General features: G+C 64.8%; 21 protein-coding genes and 1 tRNA gene. 17 read left to right on the forward strand and 5 right to left on the reverse strand.

The features are described from left to right. Positions 1-745 precede the first annotated feature (745 nt). From QX034_RS22435 to QX034_RS22450, 4 genes are read left to right on the forward strand one after another with little or no spacing between them, the layout of a single operon-like run. On the forward strand, positions 746-1351 hold the full coding sequence (locus tag QX034_RS22435) for a hypothetical protein (protein WP_316195808.1): 606 nt from the start codon (positions 746-748) through the stop codon (positions 1349-1351). Further along, a complete protein-coding gene (locus QX034_RS22440; protein WP_316195809.1) occupies positions 1348-1581 on the forward strand; it encodes a type II toxin-antitoxin system HicB family antitoxin in 234 nt (77 codons plus the stop codon). Before QX034_RS22435 ends, QX034_RS22440 begins: the two co-directional genes overlap by 4 nt. 49 nt (positions 1582-1630) lie before the next feature. Continuing rightward, a complete protein-coding gene (locus tag QX034_RS22445) occupies positions 1631-1825 on the forward strand; it encodes a hypothetical protein (protein ID WP_315741617.1) in 195 nt (64 codons plus the stop codon). 45 nt (positions 1826-1870) lie between these two features. Continuing rightward, on the forward strand, positions 1871-2179 hold the full coding sequence (locus QX034_RS22450; RefSeq protein WP_316195811.1) for a hypothetical protein: 309 nt from the start codon (positions 1871-1873) through the stop codon (positions 2177-2179). 764 nt (positions 2180-2943) lie between these two features. Here the strand turns inward: QX034_RS22450 and QX034_RS22455 are convergent. Further along, positions 2944-4722: an acyl-CoA dehydrogenase gene (locus tag QX034_RS22455; RefSeq protein ID WP_316195813.1), complete on the reverse strand. Its 1779-nt coding sequence runs from the start codon at positions 4720-4722 to the stop codon at positions 2944-2946. A 283-nt stretch (positions 4723-5005) separates the two neighbouring features. On the opposite strand from QX034_RS22455, the gene QX034_RS22460 reads away from it, so the two are divergent. The 6 genes from QX034_RS22460 (at position 5006) to QX034_RS22485 (ending at position 10894) form a co-directional block, all read left to right on the forward strand. Then, a tRNA-Gln gene (locus tag QX034_RS22460) sits at positions 5006-5080 on the forward strand. Between the two features lie 48 nt (positions 5081-5128). Then, positions 5129-5374, forward strand: coding sequence for a hypothetical protein (locus QX034_RS22465; RefSeq protein ID WP_315765057.1), 246 nt, complete (start codon positions 5129-5131; stop codon positions 5372-5374). A 149-nt stretch (positions 5375-5523) separates the two neighbouring features. Next, a complete protein-coding gene (locus QX034_RS22470; protein WP_315706983.1) occupies positions 5524-6285 on the forward strand; it encodes an SDR family oxidoreductase in 762 nt (253 codons plus the stop codon). Positions 6286-6320: 35 nt separating this feature from the next. Then, positions 6321-7157 carry an enoyl-CoA hydratase family protein gene (locus QX034_RS22475; protein ID WP_315706984.1) on the forward strand — a complete coding sequence of 279 codons (837 nt, stop codon included), beginning with the start codon at positions 6321-6323 and terminating at the stop codon, positions 7155-7157. A gap of 87 nt (positions 7158-7244) precedes the next feature. After that, the gene (locus QX034_RS22480) at positions 7245-9593 is read left to right on the forward strand and encodes a bifunctional salicylyl-CoA 5-hydroxylase/oxidoreductase (RefSeq protein WP_316167835.1); all 2349 of its coding nucleotides are present in this window, start codon (positions 7245-7247) and stop codon (positions 9591-9593) included. Positions 9594-9646: 53 nt separating this feature from the next. After that, positions 9647-10894 (forward strand): flavin-dependent oxidoreductase, encoded by a 1248-nt coding sequence (locus QX034_RS22485; protein ID WP_315741613.1) that lies wholly within the window; start codon positions 9647-9649, stop codon positions 10892-10894. A 9-nt stretch (positions 10895-10903) separates the two neighbouring features. Here the strand turns inward: QX034_RS22485 and QX034_RS22490 are convergent, their stop codons facing one another. Together QX034_RS22490 and QX034_RS22495 are read right to left on the reverse strand one after the other, a co-directional pair. Further along, complete coding sequence (locus QX034_RS22490; RefSeq protein ID WP_315741612.1) at positions 10904-11359, reverse strand: cupin domain-containing protein; 456 nt, start codon at positions 11357-11359, stop codon at positions 10904-10906. A 17-nt stretch (positions 11360-11376) separates the two neighbouring features. Further along, the gene (locus QX034_RS22495) at positions 11377-12549 is read right to left on the reverse strand and encodes an ABC transporter substrate-binding protein (RefSeq protein ID WP_315706988.1); all 1173 of its coding nucleotides are present in this window, start codon (positions 12547-12549) and stop codon (positions 11377-11379) included. 291 nt (positions 12550-12840) lie between these two features. Between QX034_RS22495 and QX034_RS22500 the strand changes: the two genes are divergently transcribed. The 5 genes from QX034_RS22500 to QX034_RS22520 all read left to right on the forward strand — a co-directional run bounded on the left by QX034_RS22500 (position 12841) and on the right by QX034_RS22520 (position 16723). Next, positions 12841-13335: a MarR family transcriptional regulator gene (locus tag QX034_RS22500; protein ID WP_315706989.1), complete on the forward strand. Its 495-nt coding sequence runs from the start codon at positions 12841-12843 to the stop codon at positions 13333-13335. A gap of 1 nt (position 13336) precedes the next feature. Then, on the forward strand, positions 13337-14161 hold the full coding sequence (locus QX034_RS22505; protein ID WP_315706990.1) for an alpha/beta hydrolase: 825 nt from the start codon (positions 13337-13339) through the stop codon (positions 14159-14161). Between the two features lie 117 nt (positions 14162-14278). Next, the gene (locus QX034_RS22510) at positions 14279-15976 is read left to right on the forward strand and encodes a benzoate-CoA ligase family protein (protein WP_315741610.1); all 1698 of its coding nucleotides are present in this window, start codon (positions 14279-14281) and stop codon (positions 15974-15976) included. Between the two features lie 15 nt (positions 15977-15991). After that, on the forward strand, positions 15992-16438 hold the full coding sequence (locus QX034_RS22515) for a RidA family protein (RefSeq protein ID WP_315706992.1): 447 nt from the start codon (positions 15992-15994) through the stop codon (positions 16436-16438). Positions 16439-16483: 45 nt separating this feature from the next. Further along, a complete protein-coding gene (locus QX034_RS22520; RefSeq protein WP_315706993.1) occupies positions 16484-16723 on the forward strand; it encodes a hypothetical protein in 240 nt (79 codons plus the stop codon). 1014 nt (positions 16724-17737) lie between these two features. Here the strand turns inward: QX034_RS22520 and QX034_RS22525 are convergent. Both QX034_RS22525 and QX034_RS22530 read right to left on the reverse strand, forming a co-directional pair. Continuing rightward, positions 17738-19099, reverse strand: coding sequence for a vWA domain-containing protein (locus QX034_RS22525; protein ID WP_315741609.1), 1362 nt, complete (start codon positions 19097-19099; stop codon positions 17738-17740). Between the two features lie 6 nt (positions 19100-19105). Next, positions 19106-20074 (reverse strand): AAA family ATPase, encoded by a 969-nt coding sequence (locus tag QX034_RS22530; protein ID WP_410050908.1) that lies wholly within the window; start codon positions 20072-20074, stop codon positions 19106-19108. A 253-nt stretch (positions 20075-20327) separates the two neighbouring features. On the opposite strand from QX034_RS22530, the gene QX034_RS22535 reads away from it, so the two are divergent. Continuing rightward, positions 20328-20747, forward strand: coding sequence for a TspO/MBR family protein (locus QX034_RS22535; protein ID WP_315707102.1), 420 nt, complete (start codon positions 20328-20330; stop codon positions 20745-20747). A gap of 310 nt (positions 20748-21057) precedes the next feature. Then, positions 21058-21957 carry a LysR substrate-binding domain-containing protein gene (locus tag QX034_RS22540; RefSeq protein ID WP_315764982.1) on the forward strand — a complete coding sequence of 300 codons (900 nt, stop codon included), beginning with the start codon at positions 21058-21060 and terminating at the stop codon, positions 21955-21957. Positions 21958-22097 lie beyond the last annotated feature (140 nt).

Genomic DNA, 22097 nt, shown 5'->3' on the forward strand with positions numbered 1-22097 from the left:
CAAAATAAAGCTAGATTCTGCAATGGTGGGCGTGTGCGCAGGGTGATTTAGTGTAAGAATAGCACGCTAAAGTAGTTTGTCGTCAAGCGTTGTTGGATGCAGGAGGTGGTAACTTGTCAGGCAAATCACCTCCGTGCTGCAAAGTCCTGTCAAGCCCTGCTGAAAAACGTAAATCACTTCGCGTTTCCCCCCAAATCAGTTTTGTCGTGTGCCCGTTCCGTTCCGGCGGAGGGGCGCGTCGCGATCGCCACGGAAGTTGGCTACGGAATGCGATGGGCGCGGCGGCGCGCAGCGGAGTGATCACTTCGCCGACGAACGCGCTGACGCGGAGCTGGGATGTCTCAGGCCGGACCTGTGGTGACCGCCGCCTGCGCTTTTGTTGCGCTCGGGCCATGAGGGCGGCGAGCTCCCGGCCTTCGCTGCGCCCTCCTTGAGAGGCGGTGCGAGCTGTGGCGCGCGAGCCATTTCGCCTATGATTAGGCTCGGCGCATCGGTCGGCAATCGACGTGCTTCGGTTGTAAGAAATTGCTGGGTAGCGCGTGTGTCGCGCTGTCGCACCGGCAGTCCCGTCCGTGGGTGCGCCCTGGCACGAGGCTTGCCTACCCGGACGCGGACGGCGCTCCGCGGATCGCTCCCTCCGTCGTCGATCAGCTCCCCGCGTTGGCGGCCGTTTGAGGATGCGCGCCTGGAGCAGAGCGCCATGGGAGCACGGCCATGTCCGAGCCAAACATTGTCTGAGGCAAACATGTCTGAGCCAAACACTAGGGAGTTCTGGCGCGGCACGATCGTCGATTGGCTCGCCAGCAATGCAGGTCTCAGGAAAGAACGCATCGACCTTGCGCGGAAATTCACCCAGGAGCCGTACAATTTGAGCGTCGTCAGGGTCTTGACCATGATGGATGAGCTCGTTGCGCTTCATAACGAGCTGAACGGCGCTCATTTGGTCCTCTCGCAGAACTGGCGGCTGGCGCATCGGCGCGACACCGTCGGCGACTTCATCGGCGCGTTCGTTCAGATCGTGGCGCCTGGCGAGGCCGCTTCCCCTCAGATCGCTGGGATCCCTGGCGCGTCGGCATCCGGCCAAATGTCGGAAACCGGACAGCGCAAAATGCACAATCAGCGTCTCGAGGCGCTGAGAGCCAATCCGGGTGGCGACTGGAGGCCGGTGGACCTCGAAATCATCGCGTCCCAGCACGCAATCAAGTTTCGCAAGACCACCGGCACGCACGAGGTCTTCCTGCATCCCTCGGTCCCCGATTGCGTCACCGTTCCGCTCACGAAGCAGCTCAGGGCTCCGCATATCCGGGCTTTCGTTGCGATGATCGACCATATGGATGAGGCCGGGCGATGATCGACCCAACTGCCTATGTCTACGATGTGACGACGCTCGCGGCCGAGGATGGCGGCGGTTGTCTCGTCACCTTTCCCGACATACCTGGCGTGATCGGCATCGGCGAGAACCGGCAAGAGGCCGTGGCGGACGGTCAGCAGGCGTTGCTTGCCTGCCTCGATGCGTTCAAGGCCGTCGATCGTGATCCGCCGGCCCCCTCGACGGTCCGGCGCGTGGCGCCGCTGGCGTGATTCTTGATTGATGTCCGGGACGCGACCGCTCGAACACTGTGGGACGAACATGCCATTGAATGAGGACGCCATCCAGGCCGGCAAATGCTACAAGACGAAGATCGCGGAGAGCTACAAGGTGATTTCGATCACGCGCGGCATCGTCACCTATCAGACGCTGACCTCTCCCTTGCGCATCAATACCGGCATCAAGGCGTTCGCCGACGCCGTCTATAAGGAGATCAGCTGCCCGGGGCAGGGCTAGCTGCGCGGCTCCGGTGATCACGGTCGTTGTCGCGCCGGAGGTCGGATGAAACTCGAAGAGCGCGAACATGGCGTGCTGGCGTTCGTCGATGAGGATGGCCGCATCTGGGCCCAATGCGCCAGGCCATCTCCGAATCCGGCCGATACGGATTATGTGATCGAAGGTCCCCTGAGCGGCTTCATCTATGAAGACGGCACGTTCACCGCGGACAGCGAGCAGGCGTTTCGCGCCTGGCTCGACGACCGCCTGATGAGCGACGACATCTTCTACGTAAGGGACGAGGAGACCGCCTTGAACCTGGCGAAACGCATCGCGCTGGCGGCGCGCCAGATCCTGAAGGATCGGCCGTGCTGACCGATGATCAGCCCAGGCCGGAATGATGCTGCAAACGCTCCATCGCCGCCTGTCGGGCAAACCACCTGGCTTTCGCAAAGCCCTGTCAACTCCTTCGGAAAAACATAAATCGCTTCGCGTTTGCCCCAAATCAGTTTTATCGTGTGCCCGTTCTGTTCCGCCGGAGGGGCGTATCGCGATCGTCACGGACGTTGGCAACGGAATGCGATGGACGCGGCGGCGCGCAGCGGAGTGATGACTTCGCCGACGAACGCGCTGGCGCGGACGGCGAAATCGTGTGGTCCTGGCATCCCGGTGCTGATGCCAAGCCGGCGTGCGACGAGCGCGCAGGCGATGGGGGCAAGACAGCCGGTCCCCAAGGAGATCACGTATAAGTCGTAACACCATCGCGCAGGGAAGGCCGGGATGTCTCAGGCCGAACCTGTGGTTCCTGCCCCGTGCATTTTTGTTCGCACGGGGGCCATGGGGGCGGCGAGCTCCCGGCCTTCCCTGCGCCCTCCACTTCATGAGGGCGATGCGAGATGCAAAGCTCGGACGCGTTGGCGTCGCGAGGAAGCGGGCGCATGTCGCAACATTGCTGTTTGAGATGTGAAACGGAAGCGGTCTGATGAACGGCTGCGCGCCTCAAGCTCCGCCGTCATGGCCGGGCTTGTCCCGGCCATCCACGTCGTGCCGCGCGGGACCGAAGGCGTGGATGCCCGGGTCAAGCCCGGGCATGACGTTCCTCATTTGGGGCGCGTCAAGTGGCGCGAGCGCGTCCGTCCTCACCCCACCAGCACGGCGTCCGCCGCCATCACGCTGTCGGCGGCGTCGGTGACGGTCTTTTCCAAGGACGGCCCCTGCACGGCGAAGGTCTCGGCGAAGAAGCGGGCGAGGGCGACGTGACGGGCGCCATCGGCTTCACCCTCAGAGCGCGCGGCGAGCGCCTCGTTGGCCAGCATGCAGCCGCCGAGCGCTGAGCCGAACAGCCGCAGATAGGGCGTGGCGCCGGCCAGCGCGTCGTTCGGGTTCGATGCCAGCTTCTCCAGCAGCCAGCGGCTGGAGCGGTCGAGCGACCCCAGCGCGTCGCGCAGCTTCGCGCCCGTGGTGCCGAAAGCCGGATCGTTGGAGGCCTCGACGCGGCGGACGATGTCGGTGAGCTCGTCGAGCAGCTTGAACACCGAGGCGCCGCCATTGGCGCCGAGCTTGCGGGTGACGAGGTCGATCGCCTGGATGCCGTTGGTGCCCTCATAGATCGCGGTGATGCGGGCGTCGCGATAATGCTGCGCGGCGCCGGTCTCCTCGATGAAGCCCATGCCGCCATGCACCTGCACGCCGAGATAGGCGACCTCGTTGCCGATGTCGGTGGAGAACGCCTTGGCGATCGGCGTTAGCAGCGCGCCGCGCGCGGCGGCCTCGTTGCGCACGCTTGCGTCCTTGGCGCGCGTGGCGACGTCGAGCGCGACCGCGGTGGCGTAGCAGATCGAGCGCGAGGCGGCGGTGAGCGCGCGCATCTGCAGCAGCATGCGCTTGACGTCGGGATGCACGATGATCGGGTCGGAGCCGGTGCCCTTGCTGCCGATCGCGCGGCCTTGTTTGCGCTCCTGCGCATAGCTGAGCGCCTGCTGATAGGCGCGATCGGCGACGCCGACGCCCTCGAGGCCGACGCCGAGCCGGGCCTGGTTCATCATCGTGAACATGCAGCGCATGCCGGCATTCTCTTCGCCGATCAGATAGCCGATCGCGCCGCCATGATCGCCCATGGTCATGGTGCAGGTGGGGGAGGCGTGCATGCCGAGCTTGTGCTCGATGCCGGAGGGATAGATGTCGTTGCGGGCGCCCAGCGAGCCGTCGGCGTTGACCAGGAATTTGGGGATCAGGAACAGCGAGATTCCCTTGGTGCCGGCCGGCGCATCGGGCAGCCGCGCGAGCACGAAATGCACGATGTTGTCGGTCATGTCGTGATCGCCATAGGTGATGAAGATCTTGCTGCCGGTGATGCGGTAGCTGCCGTCGGCGGCGCGCTCGGCGCGGGTGCGGAGCGCACCGACGTCGGAGCCGGCCTGCGGCTCCGTGAGCTGCATGGTGCCGGTCCACTCGCCGGAGATCAGCTTGGCGAGATAAATCCGCTTCAACTCCTCGCTGCCATGGGCATCGAGCGCCTCGATGGCCGACAGCGTCAGCAGCGGGCAGAGGCCGAAGGCGACGTTGGAGGCGCTCCAGATTTCGGTGCAGGCGGCGTTGATGGCGAGCGGCAGGCCCTGGCCGCCGAACGCTTCCGGGCCGGAGACCGCATTCCAGCCAGCCTCGGTCCAGCGCTTGTAGGCGTCCGGCCAGCCCGGCGCGGTCGTCACCTTGCCGTCGGCCAGCTTGACGCCGTTGCGGTCGCCGACCTTGTTCAGCGGCGCCAGCACGTCGGAGGCGAACTTGCCGGCTTCCTCCAGCACGGCTGTGGTGATGTCGGGGTCGAAATCGCCGTAATGGCCGGCCTCGACGGCCGCTTTGAGCCCGGCGCCGTGGTTGAGGGCGAGCAGGATGTCGTTGATCGGCGCGCGGTAGGTCATGACGCTTCCTCGAATGGAGATTGGGATTTGGCGCCGTCTTCCCATGAAACCGCCCAAGCCTCAACTTTTTCGCGCGCTTTGCGAAGGCGCTGGGATCGCGGTTTGGGAGATCGGCGCAAGGCATTCAGAAGCTTGATGAATCCGCATCCGCCGCGGATCGGGGCGGAGGCCCCCAAAATTCCCGCCGGCAGCCGGTTGAAAACCCGGACCCGGCTCTGTAGACCACCGGGCGGAAGCCGGAATCGGCAAGGCGGCGAGGCCGCCTTTGTCCCGGTTTGTCTGGTGGGGCGTAGCCAAGCGGTAAGGCAGCGGATTTTGATTCCGCCATTCGGAGGTTCGATCCCTCCCGCCCCAGCCAGTTCGCCGATCTCGGGAACGATCGGCCGTCGCTGCTCGTTAATCCTTCATGATGACGAGCATCTCCAAGGACACCCGCGACATCCGCTCCGGCGCCTACGACCCCATCAACAAGGATGGCTTGCCGCAAGGCCACCAGGTGAAGGACGCGACCACGCCGCGCCAGCGCGAGCAATGGGGCGCCGATGTGCGCGCCGAGCCGCTGCCGGGCACCGAGCCGGTGTTGCCGGAAGGGTTGCTCCGCGAACGGCGCGATCCGCTCAATCGACGCACCGGCCGGCGCGCAACGGATTAGGCGCGCTGCGGCCAAGGCGGATCGATCGGCGGGTGGTTTTAGCGGCGCGGCGAACCGCGTTTGCCCTCGCGCAGCGGCCGTGTTGCAAATATTTGAAGGTTAAAATATCGTCCCGCATCGAATGGTCGGCAGATGCGAGGAGGACGCGCATGTCGGGTTTGCCTGTTTCGGCCCATGCGCTGGTCACCGGCGGTGGCCGCGGCATCGGTCGCGAGATCGCGCGTGTCCTGAAGCAGGCCGGCGCCACCGTCACGATCGTCGGTCGCAATGCCGCAACTTTAGAAGAGGCGGTCGCGGGTGGCTGCGCCGATCATGCCGCGGTGGCTGATGTCGCCGACCAGGCGGCGCTGAACGCCGCGGTGGCGGGCGCCGCGGCACGGCAGCCGATCGATATTTTGATCGCGAATGCGGGCAGCGCGGAATCCGCGCCGTTCGTGAAGTCGGATGCGGCGCTGTTTCGTCGCATGATCGACGTCAATCTCATGGGCGTTGTGCATGCCGTGCAGGCGGTGCTGCCCGCGATGAAGGAGAGGCCTTACGGCCGCATCGTCACGGTGGCTTCGACCGCCGGACTGAAAGGCTACGCTTACGTCACCGCGTACGCGGCGGCCAAGCACGCGGTGATCGGCCTGACCCGGTCGCTGGCACTTGAGCTCGCAGCGACAGGCGTCACCGTCAACGCGGTCTGCCCGGGCTTCACCGACACCGATCTCGTGGCCGGCAGCATCGAGACCATCATGAAAAAGACCGGCCGCAGCCGCGAGCAGGCCGCCGCCGAGCTCGCCAGGCACAATCCGCAAGGACGCCTCGTCACGCCGCAGGAGGTCGCCGACACCGTGTTGTGGCTCTGTGGCGAGCACGCCAGCGCGATCACCGGCCAGGCGATTGCGGTGGCCGGCGGCGAGATTTGAAGCGGGTCGAGGGATAGGAAGCAGAGGGAGTATTCATGATGAGACCGGCCAATCCCGTCACCGTGCCGTTGGCGGACTACAAGCCGAGCCATTTCCTGCTGACGGTGACGGACCGGGTCGCGACCGTGACGCTGAACCGTCCCGAGCGGAAGAACCCGCTGACCTTCGAGAGCTATCGCGAACTGACCGACTTCTTTCGTGCCTGCGCGTTCGACGATGAAGTGAAGGCGATCGTGGTGACCGGCGCCGGCGGCAATTTCTCCTCCGGCGGCGACGTGTTCGAGATCATCGGCCCGCTGGTGCAGATGGATACCAAGGGGTTGACCGCTTTTACCCGCATGACCGGCGATCTGGTCAAGGCGATGCGAGCCTGTCCGCAGCCGATCTTAGCTGCCGTCGAGGGAATCTGCGCCGGCGCCGGCGCGATCGTCGCGATGGCGTCGGACATCAGGCTTGCCGCCGCGAGCGCCAAGGTGGCTTTCCTGTTCAACAAGGTCGGGCTCGCCGGCTGCGACATGGGCGCTTGCGCGATCCTGCCGCGCATCATCGGCCAGTCGCGCGCCGCCGAGCTGCTCTACACCGGGCGCTTCATGAGCGCGGAAGAGGGCGAACGCTGGGGCTTTTTCAGCCGCCTCGTCGCGCCGAGCGAGGTGCTGTCCCAGGCTGAGGCGATGGCGCGCGAGATCGCGCATGGGCCGACCTTTGCCAATACCATGACGAAGCGCATGCTGGCGATGGAATGGGCGATGTCGGTGGAGGAGGCGATCGAAGCGGAGGCAGTTGCCCAGGCGTTGTGCATGACCACAGAGGATTTCAAGCGCGCCTTCGAAGCGTTCGCCGCCAAGACCAAGCCGGTATTTCAAGGCAATTGACGGTGCCGAGTGGGCGGGGGACTTGTCAGAATATATTTTAGGTTTAAAATAATTCGAGGTTGGCTCGGCATCGGTCGGGAGGCATGAATGAAGATCGCGATCATCGGCGGTGGACCGGCTGGTCTCTATGCGGCGATCCTGCTCAAGAAGCAGCGCCCGAGTGCCGACATCGCGGTCTACGAACGCAACCGCGCCGATGACACCTTCGGTTTCGGCGTGGTGTTTTCCGACGCGACGCTCGACAATTTCGAGAAATACGATCTGCCGAGCTACCGTCGCATCACCGAGGAATTCGCCTATTGGGACGATATCGCTGTCCACTTCCGCGGCACCGTGCATCGCGTCGGCGGCAATGGCTTTTGCGGCTGCTCGCGCCGGACTTTGCTGACGATCCTGCAGGAGCGCGCACGCGAACTCGGCGTTGTCATCCATTTCGAGGTTGAGATCGATGATGAGGCGCGGTTTGCCGATGCGGATCTCATCATCCTCGCCGACGGCATCAACAGCCGTTTCCGCGAGAAATATTTCGACCACTTCCAGCCCGAGGTCGATCTCCGCAGCAACAAGTTCGCCTGGATGGGGTCGACCAAGCCGCTCGATGCCTTCACCTTCATTTTCCAGGAGACCGAATGGGGCCCGTTCATCGCGCACGCTTATCAGTACGAAGCGGGCCGTTCGACCTGGATTTTCGAGACCGATCCTGAGACGTTCGTGCGCGCCGGGCTCACCGGCCTTGATGAGCGGCAGTCTGCCGATCGGATGAAGGAGATCTTCGGCTGGTTCCTGGGCGATCACCCGCTCCTGACCAACCGTTCGATGTGGCGCAATTTCCCGATGATCCGCAACAAGCGCTGGGTCAAGGGCAACATGGTGCTGCTCGGCGATGCCAAGGCCAGCGCGCATTTCTCGATCGGTTCGGGTACCAAGCTCGCGATGGAGGACGCGATCGCGCTGGCGGATGCCATGCAACATGCGCCTGATGTCATGGCTGCGCTCGATGTCTATGAGCACGGACGGCGCGAGGAGGTCGAGAAGACCCAGCATGCCGCCGACGTTTCGCTGGTCTGGTTCGAGCACGTCGACCGGTTCTGGGATTTCGATCCGGTGCAGTTCGCCTTCGGCGTGATGACGCGCTCCAAGGCGATCACCTATGACAATCTGACACTACGTGCGCCTGATTTCGTCGCCGAGGTCGACAAGGCGTTCGCTCGCCAGGTTCGCGCCAAGGGTTTTGACGTCGATGTCGGAAAGCCGGCGGCGCCGATGTTTCAGCCGCTGCGTCTGCGCGAGATGACGCTGGCGAACCGTGCGGTGGTCTCGCCGATGTGCATGTATTCGGCGGCTGAGGGTGTGCCGGGCGACTTTCATCTTGTGCATTACGGCTCGCGCGCAATCGGTGGCGCCGGATTGATCTTCACAGAGATGACCTGCGTCGGCCGCGACGCGCGGATCACGCCCGGCTGCGCCGGCTTGTGGAACGATGAGCAGGAAGCGGCGTGGAAGCGGATCGTCGATTTCGTCCACGCCAATTCGCACGCGAAATTTGCGCTGCAGCTTGGCCATGCTGGCCGCAAGGGCGCGACCAAGCTGATGTGGGACGGCATCGATCGGCCGCTGGAAGAGGGCGGCTGGGAAGTGGTGTCGGCATCGCCATTGCCCTATTTCCCGGACAGCCAGGTGCCGCGCGAACTCGACCGCGCGGCGATGGATCGAATCAAGGCCGAGTTCGTCGCGGCGACCGAGCGCGGCGCGGCCTGCGGCTTCGACATGCTGGAGCTGCATTGCGCCCATGGCTATCTGCTCGCGAGCTTCATCTCGCCGCTGACAAACAAGCGGACCGGCGCGTATGGCGGCTCGCTGGAGAACCGGCTGCGCTTCCCGCTCGAAGTCTTCAGCGCGATGCGCGCCGCCTGGCCGGCGCATAAGCCGATGTCGGTGCGCCTCTCCGCCACCGACTGGGCCGAGGGCGGCATCACAGGCGATGATGCGGTGCTGATCGCGCGGGCCTTTGCCGAGGCGGGCGTCGATCTCGTCGACGTCTCCACGGGGCAGACCGTGCGCGACGCTCAGCCAGTCTATGGCCGCATGTTCCAGACTCCGTTCTCCGATCAGGTCCGCAACGAGGCGCGCGTCGCCACCATGTGCGTCGGCAACATCACCACGGCCGACCAGGTCAATACGATCCTCGCCGCCGGCCGCGCTGACCTCGTCGCGCTCGGACGGCCGCATCTGGTCGATCCGTCCTTCACCATCAAGGCTGCTGCCTGGTACGGCGCGGAGGTGTTCTGCCCGCCGCAATATCTGCCGGGCAAAGAGCAGATCTTCCGCAACAGCGTGCGCGAGCGGCAGGATTTCGAGGACCTGAAAATTAAGGCTAAGCCGAAGACCCGGGCCGAGCTGAAATTGGCGGCGACGAAGCCGCTTGCGGCGGAGTAAGCCGCCGTGCCACGCTGGTGCCGGCGAGGTCTTGTGCGAGTGGAGTAGAGGCGATGAAGGCGATCATCGTGGGCGGCGGTATCGGCGGACTGACCACCGCGTTGATGTTGCGGGCGCGCGGCATCGATTGCGAGCTGTTCGAACAGGCCGATGCGATCCGTGAGCTTGGCGTCGGCATCAACACTTTGCCGCATGCGATCCGCGAACTGGCCCAGCTCGGGTTGCTCGATCGGCTCGACCAGGCCGCCATCCGCACTTACGAGCTGTTCTACTTGACCCGTCACGGCCAGCAGGTCTGGCACGAAAAGCGCGGGCTCGACGCCGGCCATGACGTGCCGCAATTCTCGATCCACCGCGGCCGGCTGCAGGGTGTCATCCATCAGGCGGTGCTGGAGCGGCTCGGACCGGAGAAGGTTCACACCGGCTGCCGACTTGGATCCTTCACCGAGGATGAGGGCGGGGTGGCCGCCTATTTCTTCGACCGCTCCGGTGCTCATGTTCATACCGCGCGGGGCGATATTCTGATCGGCGCCGACGGCATCCATTCCAAGGTGCGGCAGACCTTGTTCCCGAACGAAGGCCCGCCGTGCTGGAACGGGCTGATGCTGTGGCGCGGCGCGACCGACTGGCCGGTGTTCCTGACCGGGCAGTCGATGATCATCGCCGGCGGGCTCAACGCCAAGGCCGTGATCTATCCGATCGCGGAAGGCTCGAGCCCGGCCACGCGGCTCACCAACTGGGCGGTCTTGGTGCGCATCGGCGATGCCAACACCGCGCCGCCGCGCCGCGAGGACTGGTCGCGGCTCGGCCGGGCCGACGAACTGATGCCGCATGTCGCGGGCTTCCATATTCCCCAGCTCGATTTCGGCGCGCTGGTGCGCGCGACGCCGGAGTTCTGGGAATATCCCTGCTGCGACCGCGATCCCTTGCCCTATTGGAGCAGTGGCCGGGTGACGCTGCTCGGTGACGCCGCCCATCCGATGTATCCGGTCGGATCGAATGGCGCCTCGCAGGCCATCCTCGATGCACGCGCCTTGGCCGATGCGCTGGCGCAGGCCGAGCATCCGCGCCAGGCGCTGATGGCCTATCAGCAGAAACGGCTGCCGATGACCGCCGATATCGTCGCCTCGAATCGCCGCGGCGGCCCGGAGGGGGTGATCGATGCGGTCGAGCAGCTCGCACCGCAAGGCTTCAGCGACGTCGACACCATTCTCAACTACGAAGCCCGCGAGGCGATCGTGCGCGGCTATGCCGCCCGGGCCGGCTTTGCCGCGCGCATGCTGACGCGGCAAGCCTCTTGATCCCTCCGCTTATTGCGGAGGGGGCGGCAGGAAGTGGATGTTGTATTCGGCCGCAAGCTTGACGACATCATCCGGGTTCTGCTCGCGCATGTTGTGGATGGCCCAGAACAGGTCGTACAGCCGCCGCGTCGGCGACACCCAGAACAGGGTCTTCGCGGTCTGACCTGACTTGTTGAAGATGCCATGTGGTTTGCCCATCGGCAGCCGCACTGTATCGCCGGCCGTCGCATATTCGTCGGCGCCGTCGAGCATGAAGTCGAGCCGACCTTCCAGGATGTAGAGATATTCGTCCTGGTCCGGATGGACGTGCGGCGGCACGAAGGTGCCGTTCGGAAACGTCGCGTGCCAGGAGAAGCTGTGCTCGGTGCGGTTCTTCGGCACATAGGTCTGGCCCAGGATGCTCCAGGAAATGCCCTGGATGCCTTCATTGGCGCGGGTGATGCCGGCGATTTCCGGATGGCTCATATGTTTCGCTCCCTTTGTTACTTGGCTGGGCAGTCTTTGGCGTAACGATCGCCGTAATTCTCGAATACCTTCTGCACGATCTCGGTCTGGAATTTTCCGTCCGGACGCTTGGCGACCTTGGTCAGGTAGAAGTCCTGGATCGGATAGCCGTTGCTGTTGAACTTGAAGTTGCCGCGCAGCGAGGTGAAGTCGGCCTTCTTCAAGGCTGCGGACACGGCGTCCTTGTTGCCGAGATCGCCGCCGACGGCCTTCACCGCGCTGTCGATCAGAAGCGCTGTGTCATAGGCCTGCATCGCGTAGGTGCCGGGCACGCTGTGATAGGCTGCCTCGTAACCTGCCACGAACTTCTTGTTCTGGGGATTGTCGAGATTGGGCGCCCAATCGGCGCCGCCGAACATGCCGACCGCGGCGTCCTGCTGCGCCGGCAGAGTCGATTCATCCACTGTGAACGCCGACAGCACCGGGATGCTCTCTGCGAGGCCGGCCTGCTTGTACTGCTTGACGAGATTGACGCCCATGCCGCCTGGCATGAAGGTGAACACGGCATCGGGCTTCTGCGAGGAGATCTTGGACAGCTCCGGCTGGAAGTCGAGCGTGTTCAGCGGCACGTAGGACTCTTCGACGATCTCGCCCTTATAGTCGAGCTTGAAGCCGGCAACCGAGTCGCGGCCGGCCTGATAGTTCGGCACCAGGAGATAGACCCGCTTGTAACCGCGGTCCTGCGCGACCTTGCCCAGGACCTCATGCACCTGATCGTTCTGGTAGGAGGTGACATAGAAGAACGGGCTGCACTCCTTGCCAGCGTAGCTCGATGGTCCTGCGTTCGGGCTGATCAGGAAGGTCTTGTTCTCGATGACCGGACGGTGGATCGCCTGCAGCATGTTGGAGAAGATCGGGCCGACCACGAAGTCGACCTTGTCGCGCTCGAGCAGGCCCTTCGCCTTGGTAATGGCCGCATCCGGCTTCAGTTCGTCGTCGGCGACGATGACCTCGACGTCCTTGCCGCCCATCTTGCCGCCGAGATCCTTGACCGCGAGGTTGAACCCATCACGGACCTGCTGGCCCAGTGCGGCGGCAGGTCCCGACAGCGTCACGATGACGCCGATCTTGATCTTGTCGGCCGCGATGGCCGGCTGCGCAATCAGCGCGGTGGCAACGCCAAAACTGGCCAGCTTCAGAAACGCTTTCATGACAACTCCCCCGGATTCAGACATTCGACACGGTGCTGTTGCACTCGGCCAGGCAAATGCTTCCACCTCAAGCCTAGTCCGATGCAGCCCTTCGCCGCAAGCAAGACGCAGCGCCTAGAGGCGGGCGACGCAGACATGCAAGCAACGCGCCAATTACTTGAAGCCTAAAGGAATTGCAGACGAGATATGGTATTCGATGTCGAACGCACGTTTTCCCTTGCGCCATCGATGCGCGGAAGGCCAGAATGATTCTCCGCTTACAACTTTCGATTTCACGCCGATGATGCTGACATGACCCTTGATGCCGAAACCAAGGCTGTCGAAATGCCCGAGGACCACGCCGAGGAGCTGCGGCTGTGGCTGCGACTCCTGACGTGCACCAACCTGATCGAGGGCGAGATCCGCAGCCGGCTGCGCGAGCGCTTCGACGTGACCCTGCCGCGCTTTGACCTGATGGCGCAGCTCGACAAGGCGCCCGACGGCATGACGCTGTCGGACGTGTCGAAGCGCATGATGGTATCGAACGGCAACGTGACCGGGCTGGTCGAGCGCCTGGTGGACTCCGGCCATCTCGACCGCCGGACCTCGGATACCGACCGCCGGGTTCAGGTGATCCGGCTGACCAAGCTCGGCCGGGCCGAATTCCGCAAGATGGCAGCCGAGCACGAAACCTGGATCGCCGATATCTTCGGCGAACTGACCGAAAAGGACGTGCGCGACCTGATGCGGCTGCTGGCGAAGACCAAGGGGTCGGCGCAGAAAGCCGTGCAGCGGCGGGAAGCATGACGTGAGCAGTGCAGGCGCAATCGACTACGAAGCCGAGTACAACAATCGCGCGCGGGTGCCGGAAAACCCGCAGCTGATGGCGGGGTGGGCGAGGGATGCTGCCGCCTACCGCGAGCAGAACGCGCCGCGCCGGATGACTTACGGTCCCGGGCCGCGCCATATCGTCGATCTGTTCGAAGCTGGGGGCGACGGTCCGATCGTCGTGTTCATTCACGGCGGCTACTGGCAGGCGCTCGACGGCTCCTCCTTCAGTCACTGTGCGCGCGGCCTGAATGCGCACGGCGTCACGTTGGCGGTGCCGACCTACGATTTGTGTCCGCAGGTTTCGGTCGCTGCGATCATCGACGAGATGCGCGAGGCGATGCGCGCGCTCGGCGGGCTCGGACGCCCGCTCGTCGTCAGCGGGCATTCTGCCGGCGGGCATTTGGCTGCCTGCATGCTCGCAACCGACTGGCCCGCACGCGACGCTGCGCTGCCGAAGGATCTGGTGATCGCCGCCTACAGCATTTCCGGCCTGTTCGAGCTCGAGCCGCTGGTCGGGACCTCTATCAACAAGGCGCTCGGGCTCGACGCTGCGGCTGCGCGCGCGGCGAGCCCCTTGTTCTGGATGCCGCCGACAACTGGCAGCCTCGATGCCGTGGTCGGTGCCGAGGAGAGCGCGGAATATCTGCGCCAGAGCCGGACCATCGTCGAGCGCTGGGGGGCGGCCGGCGCTGCGACGCGTTTCGGCACCGTACCCAGCGCTAATCATTTCACCGCGATCGCACCGCTCGCCGATCCCGCCTCCGCCATGGTGTTGCGGCTGAAGACGTTGGCCGGGCGCTGACCGCCTAAAGAACGTGCGCGCACTGCACAATGTTCGGCTCTTGCGTCCAAATGTTTTAAGCCTAAAATGTTTAGGACTGAAACGTGCCGGGCGTCCCTTGAACGAGAGGAGCGTGCGATGGCCAGTGCCGCCAAAGCCCAGATGCCGGAAAGCTTGAACTCCAAGGCCGCGACGGCCCATACGGATACGTTCGCGCGGGACAATCTGCCACCGCGCGAGCTGTGGCCCGAGTTCGTATTCGCGCGCCCCGAGTTGCAGTATCCGCCGCGACTGAACTGCGTGACGCATTTCCTCGACCGCTGGGTCGAGGAGGGGCGGGGGGATGCGCCCTGCATCATCAGCCCTGAAATCAGTTACAGCTATGGCGATCTGCAGGCGCTGGTGAACAGGATCGCGAACGCGCTGGTGAACAAGCTCGGGCTGGTCACCGGCGGTCGCGTGCTGCTGCGCTCCGCGAACAACCCGATGATGGTGGCGACTTATCTTGCGGTCATCAAGGCCGGCGGCATCGTGGTCGCCACCATGCCGCTGCTCCGCGCCAAGGAGCTCGCTTATCCGATTCAGAAGGCGCAGATTGCGCTGGCGCTGTGCGACGGCAAGCTGGCCGATGAAATGGAAAAAGCCAAAGAGAGCGCGCCGGCGCTGCAGCGCGTGGTCTATTGGGGCACCGGGCGGGCGGATTCGCTGGAGGCGCTGATCGCCGATCAGAGCGCGGAGTTCGCCGCCGTCGATACCGCCTCGGATGATCTCTGCCTGATCGCCTTCACGTCGGGCACGACCGGCGATCCGAAGGGCACGATGCATTTTCACCGCGACATGCTCGCGGTCTGCGACGGCTATGCGCGCAACGTGCTGCGGGCGCGCCAGGAGGACCGCTTCATCGGCTCGGCGCCGCTCGCCTTCACCTTCGGCTTCGGCGGCGTGCTGTTTCCGATGCATATCGGTGCGTCCTACGTGGTGCTGGAAAAGACCTCGCCCGACGATCTGCTCGCCGCGATCGAGCGTTACAAGGCGACCGTCTGCTTCACCGCGCCGACCGCCTATCGCGCCATGCTGGGCAAGCTCGCCGGCCGCGACGTCGCGTCTCTGCGCAAATGCGTCTCGGCCGGAGAGACCTTGCCGAAGGCGACGTTCGACGCCTGGTTCAAGACAACCGGATTGAAGCTGATGGATGGCATCGGATCCACCGAGATGCTGCACATCTTCATCAGTGCGGTCGAGGACGAGATTCGGCCCGGCGCGACCGGCAAGCCGGTGCCGGGCTATGAGGCGAAGATCGTCGACGACGAGGGGCGCGACGTGCCGCCGGGCACCATGGGACGGCTCGCCGTGCGTGGCCCGACCGGCTGCCGCTATCTCGCCGACGAGCGCCAGCGCAAATATGTCCAGAACGGCTGGAACATCACCGGCGATACCTACCTGATGGATGAGGACGGCTACTTCTGGTACCAGTCGCGCTCCGATGACATGATCGTGTCGGCTGGCTACAACATCGCGGGCCCCGACGTCGAGGCGGCACTGCTCAGTCATCCGGCGGTTGCCGAGTGCGGCGTGGTCGGCGCGCCGGACGAAGCCCGCGGGATGGTCGTGAAAGCCTATGTCGTGCTGGCACCGGGCGGCGTCGGCAATGATGCGCTGGTCGCCGAGCTTCAGGAGCATGTCAAACGCGAGATCGCGCCTTACAAATATCCGCGCGCAATCGAGTTCGTGCCCCATCTGCCGAAGACCGAGACCGGCAAACTGAAGCGCTTTGCGCTGAGACAGATTGCGCAAACTCAAGCCGAGAACCAGGCCTCGCCCGGCGCGGCCGCATAACAGGGAGAGACGTTCGTGAGCACGCCGAAAGCACCCACACTTGCGCTTACGAAGCCGCAAGGGGCCAATGGTCCGCGGGTGCTGCAGCCGAGCGGCTGGCCGATGCCGAAGGGTTACGCCAACGGAATGACCGCCGAGGGGCGCCTCGTCGTCACCGGCGGCGTGATCGGCTGGGATCAACACGAACGGCTGCCGGACGGCTTCCTGGCGCAGGCGCGGCAGACGCTGTCGAACATCGCAGCCATTCTGGCCGAGGGCGATGCACGGCCGGAACACCTGGTACGGCTGACCTGGTACGTCGTCGACATGGACGAATATCTCGCGAACCTGAGGGAGCTCGGGGCTGCCTATCGCGAGATCTTCGGCAGCCATTATCCGGCGATGGCACTGGTCCAGGTGGTGCGGCTGGTGGAGCCGGCCGCGCGGCTGGAGATCGAAGCCACTGCCGTCGTCCCGCACTGATGGTGGGAGCCCTTTCGGGGCGCGCCACCAATTAGGAACGACTGCGTGGTTCGTGCCTTCTCCGATATGGCACGTTTGATCTGCAACGATTTCCGCGACCCCGCCGCCGCTGAGGCCTATGAGATCGCGCTGGACTATCTCTGGCGCACCGGCGTCGTGCGCAACGAGTTCGAGACCTACCGGTTTCTGGCCTGTCAGATCTCGCAGATGATCGACCATGGCCAGACCAACAAGCTCCGGATGGCCAACAAGGCGATTTCCGAATATGAGCGGCGCTTCGGCTGAAGCTGCATGCACTGGAGCGGCCGGTCCTGATCGGCCCAGGCGACGTCCGGCAAGATCGCGACCGCCCGGCGTCCACGGTCGGGCTGCAAGCTGATCCGAAGGCATACATCTGCGTCCTCGCGGCATGGCCTGCCCGAGTTTTGTGTGATCGCGACCCTCCGAAAATCGAGAGGGCGCAGGGAAGGCCGGGCATCGGCTGATGCCCGTGGCCCCCGTGCGTGAGAAAAGCACGGGGCAGGAACCACAGGTTCAGCCGGAGTGCTCCGGCCTTCCCTGCGCGATGGCTTACGGCTTATACGTGATCTCCTCGGCGCGCCGGGCTGTTTGGCCACCGTGTCGCGACGACGCGCAAAGCGCGTCGCGCTGGATACCAGCGTCGGGGTATCAGGACCACACGATTTCGCCGTCCGCGTTTGTGCCAGTCGTCGGCTGTCACTCACACGTCCACCGCATCCCGCACTCCACGTATCGTGACGACGCGTACGCCCCTCTTCGATGAGGCGGGATGCGCGAGATCATCGTCGTGATTTGCCCGACGCGGCAAGCCCGGCGCGCTGCGACACGTTAACGCGACGGGCAGTCACACAAGGGATCACAGTACGTCGGGGGGCACTTGGGGTGGGCTGCTAGCCGAAGCCAAACAAACAACAGATGTCGTCCCGGCGAACGCCGGGACCCATACCGCGGAATCTCTTTTAGGCCCGCGTGGCTGAGATGAAGCGCTGCAACATCGCACGGTGAGTATGGGTCTCGGCTCAAGGCCGGCACGACAGCGGAGATATTATCGGCTTCTGTTCACTTCACGCCCGACTCGCGCTCGTGCCGGACGATGCCTCGCGTTGCGGGAAGTTCGTTTGACTAGGACGGGGGTTGATCACATAGCACGGTGCCTCATCGCCGTCATTGCGAGGAGCGGAGCGACGAAGCAATCCAGAATCTTGCCTGCAGGGCTGGATTGCTTCGCTTCGCTCGCAATGACGGATGCTGCAAGCGAACAAATTTGCGCAAGGCGACCTAACGGTACGTCGCGACGATGTCGCTGACGGCGCGCTCGAGCTGTTGGGCCGTGGCACATTGGCGCACGACGTTGCAGAAGGTTTGGTAGCGCGGCATCTCGGAATCGCCCCAGCCCCAGGTCATGCGCCCTTCCGGATTGAGCCAGACCACGCGCTTGGCGCGTTCGGCGATGCGCTTCAAGATGTCGGCGCGCGGATCGAGATTGTTGCTGCGGGCGTCACCAAGCACGATCACCGTGGTCTGCGGCGTCACCGAGGCCATGAACGCCTTCTCGAAATCGGCGAGCGAGGTGCCATAGTCGGAAGAGCCGAAGCCGACCTTGCTCATGATCTCGGCCATCGCTTCCTCGGCCGGCTTGCCATCGAGGATTTCGCTGACCTCGATCAGGTGGCCGGAGAAGGCGAAAGAGCGCACGTCGCTCACCACCTCATGCAGGCTGTGGATCAGCAGCAGGAAGAAGTCGGAGACGCGGGCCACTGAACCCGACACGTCGCAGAGCGCGACGATCTTGGGCTTGTCGCGATGGCGGCGTTTCCAGGCGGTGAGGAACGGAACGCCGCCCCAGGCCGCATTACGGCGGAGCGTTCGGCGCACGTCGAGATGGCCGCGGCGTTGCCGCTTGCGCGGCTTCGAATAGCGCTCGCGCAGGCGACGCGCGATCTGCCGGATCAGGGCCCGCATCTCCGCGATCTGGCGCGGTTCGATCCGGGACAGCGGCGCATTGCGCAGCACGTCATGCCGCAGGTTCTCCGCTTCCTCACGGCCGTAAAGCGCGAGCGCCTGCGCCACCGTCTCTCGCACGGTCTCGCGCAGGGCTTCGGTCGCGTCCTGCAGCCGCTCGGCCAGCGCCGGATTCTGCTCAGCGAGCGCGTCCAGATCATCGCGCAGCCGCTGGATCCCCATCAGGTCGAGCATGCGGCTGGAGAACAGGCCGCGCTGGGTGAAGTAGCGAATCCCGGACAGGCCGGCCGCGGCCGAGGCGTTGGCGAGCGCCGCCGACATTTCGGCGCGGTCTTGCGACAGCAGCATCTGGGCCAACGATCCCAGGGCCTGGCTTGTTGCCTCGTCAGCGCCTGCTGAAGGCTGCGGGATTGCATCTAGGCTCTTGTCGTTCGCTTGACCCTGGCTCTCCGGCTGCGATGGCTGAGGCTCGGCAAAGAACAGATCGAAACAGGCGCCGAGCGCCTTCTTCTCGTCCTCGCTCTTGGCGAGCGTCAGCAGCAGGCAGTCGCGTAGCACCGCGCGATCGGCAAGGCCGACGCTCGCGACAGCCCGCATCGCATCGATGCTCTCGGCGGGCGAGACGTGCACGCCGGCGCCGCGCGCGGCGCGAAAGAAGCGATGCAGGTTCTCCTGCATCGGATTTTAGAACGCGTGCTGGCGCTGGGCCTTGGCGACGAAGTTCGTCACCTGCGGCAGCGCCACCTCGATGTCGGACTCGTATTTCAGCAGCACGTTGAGCGTGTCCTTCACCATCTCGTGGCCGAGTTCGGCGGCCTGCAGCAGCACCAGCACCCGCGCCCAGTCGATGGCCTCGCTGACCGACGGCTGCTTCTTCAGGTCCAGCGTCCGGATGTCGTGGATGAAGGCGACGAGCTGGCGGCGCAATGTCTGCGAAATGCCCGGCACGCGGCTCTCGACGATGCGTTCCTCGAGCCTCTGTTCGGGGAAACCGATATGCAGATGCAGGCAGCGCCGCTTCAGGGCGTCGCCGAGATTGCGTTCGCTGTTCGAGGTCAGGATCACGGTCGGCGGCGCGGCCGCGGCGACAGTGCCGAGCTCGGGGATGGTGACCTGGAAGTCGGACAAGATTTCGAGCAGCAGCGATTCGAACTCGGCGTCGGACTTGTCGATCTCGTCGATCAGGAGCACGCAGCCTTCAGGCTGCAGCAGGGCCTGCAACAGCGGCCGCGGCTCGACGAATTCCTTGGAAAAGAACACGTCGCCAAAGCTATGCAGCTGGTCGAGCGCAGCAGGCAGGGTTTGCGCGCCGCCCAGCACCTCGCCGAGCTTGTCCTTCAGGATCTGGGTGTAGAGCAGCTGCTTGGCGTATTTCCACTCGTAGAGCGCCTTGGCCTCGTCCAGGCCCTCATAGCATTGCAGCCGGATCATCTTCAGGCCACGCCAGGCGGCGATCGCCTTGGCCAGCTCGGTCTTGCCGACGCCGGCGGGGCCCTCGACCAGGATCGGCTTCTCGATGGCCTGGCTGAGGTAGACGGCGGTCGCGATCTGGCGGTTGGCGATATAGCCCTGGGCGGCGAGGCCGGATTCGACGGCTTCGATCGAGGCGACGGCGTGGGAGGCGGGCCGGGGATCAGCCAGGGAATTAACCAAGGAATGCGCTCCGATCTTACGGGCGAAGCGGCGATCTCTGCGTTTCCGGCCCATGGAATTGCCGACCGCAAGCCGTGGTATTAATGCCCTGGCATGACCGGTCTTTGTGTTATCTCCTGGCTACGCGCCTCGGGCTGGAATGTCCAGCGCACGCGGGGCGCGGGTGCCGGATGTCGCATCACGCCGAGTGGAACATCACGTCGAGTGGAATATGAAACGATCCATCCTGCCTCTCATCGTCCTGTTGGTCCTCGTGGTCGGGGGAGGGTGGATCATCGGCGCGTCCAACCTGCCGGGCCCCTGGTACGGCTCGTTGGACAAGCCGCCGTTCACGCCGCCGAACCGGTTGTTTCCGGTCGCCTGGACCGTGCTCTATGTGCTGATCGCGATCGCAGGCTGGCGGACCTACGAGCGGGTCGGCAGCGGCGTCGTCATGCAGGTCTGGTGGGCGCAACTGCTCCTCAACTTCGCCTGGTCGCCGATCTTCTTCACCGCGCATCTGATGTGGGTGGCGCTCGGCGTGATCGTGGCGATGTTCGCGCTGATCGTCGCGTTCATCGTGATGTCGTGGCGGGAGGATCGGATCGCGGCGCTGTTGTTCGTGCCCTACGCCCTGTGGGTGGCATTTGCGTCGGTGCTGAATGCGTCGCTGAACGTGATGAATTTGAGATGAGGGACAATCTGCAGCCGCGATGCGTAGGGTGGGCAAAGGCGCGCAGCGCCGTGCCCACCGGCTTTCGGAATGCAGAACGAAGGTGGGCACGCTTCGCTTTGCCCACCCTACGAACTCATAACCCGCTGTCGTCCCAGCGAACGCCGGGACCCATACTGCTGATAGTCAATGGCTGGAAAAGGCTCGGGGTCGTCCTTCTTAGTCGACAACGGGCGCCGGGGGCTATGGGTCCCCGCTTTCGCGGGGACGACAGTTCGGGGCGTCGCCCGCAGCTGTGCGAGATCACGCCTGATGTCCGGGCCTCACTCCCATGAACCTCAGGCAGCTCGAATATTTCGTGCAGGTTGCCGAGCTCGGCTCGTTCAGCAAGGCGGCTTCCGTGCTCGAGGTGGCGCAGCCGGCGCTGTCGCGGCAGGTGCGCGCGTTGGAGTCCGAATTGAAGCAGCAGCTGTTCGCGCGCAACGGCCGCGGCGTCGCGCTGACCGAGGCGGGCAAGCGGCTGTTCGATCACAGTGTCGCGGTGCTGCAACTGGTCTCGCATGCCCGTGAGGATCTCGGCGCCAGCCGCGATGCGCCAGTCGGGCGGGTGACGATCGGGCTGCCGCCGAGCATCGCCCGGCAACTGACGCTGCCCTTGATCGATCGCTTCAAGCGCGAATTTCCGGCTGCGCGCCTTGCGGTGGTCGAGGGGCTGTCGACCCACATCGTCGAGTGGGTGACGACCGGCCGGATCGATGTCGGCATGGTCTATAATCCGGAGGCGCAGCCGGGCATCGAGATCACGCCGGTGCTGCAGGAGGCGCTCGCGCTGGTCAGCCACGCGCCGAAGGGCAAGCGCCGCGTCAGCGCGCCGCTGCCGATGAAGGAGCTGTCGCGCCATCCGCTGATCGTGCCGGAGCGGGTGCATGCGATGCGCCGGCTGCTGGAGACGCAGGCCGCACTCGCCGGCGTCAAGCTCGACATCGCCTGGGAGGTGTCGAGCGTGCCTTCGATCATCGATCTCGTCTGCGCCGGCTACGGCCATGCGGTGCTGACGCCGAGCGGGGTCGCCGCCTCCGGCCGGGCCGGCGAGCTCGCGATCCGGCCGCTGACAGATCCGACGCCGACCAGCGTGCTCTGCCTGGTCACCTCCGCGCACAAGCGCCCGACGCCGCTCGCCCAAAGCACCATGAAGCTCGCCTCGGCGCTGATCCGCAAGCTGCCGCGGTAGCCGCCGGATCTGGCTCGGCTTGGAAGGCGCCACCCGCCCCTGGAGGGCAGGGCGGTTGCATATGGCGTCAAGCAGAGGAGGGGCCTCATGGTTCGAGACGCGTGGCTTTGCCGGCCTTGCCTTGGATTGGAGCCATTCCA

Origin of the sequence: Bradyrhizobium sp. SZCCHNR3119 (genome assembly GCF_032487775.1) — a bacterium.
In the GTDB taxonomy this organism is placed as follows: Bacteria; Pseudomonadota; Alphaproteobacteria; order Rhizobiales; family Xanthobacteraceae; genus Bradyrhizobium.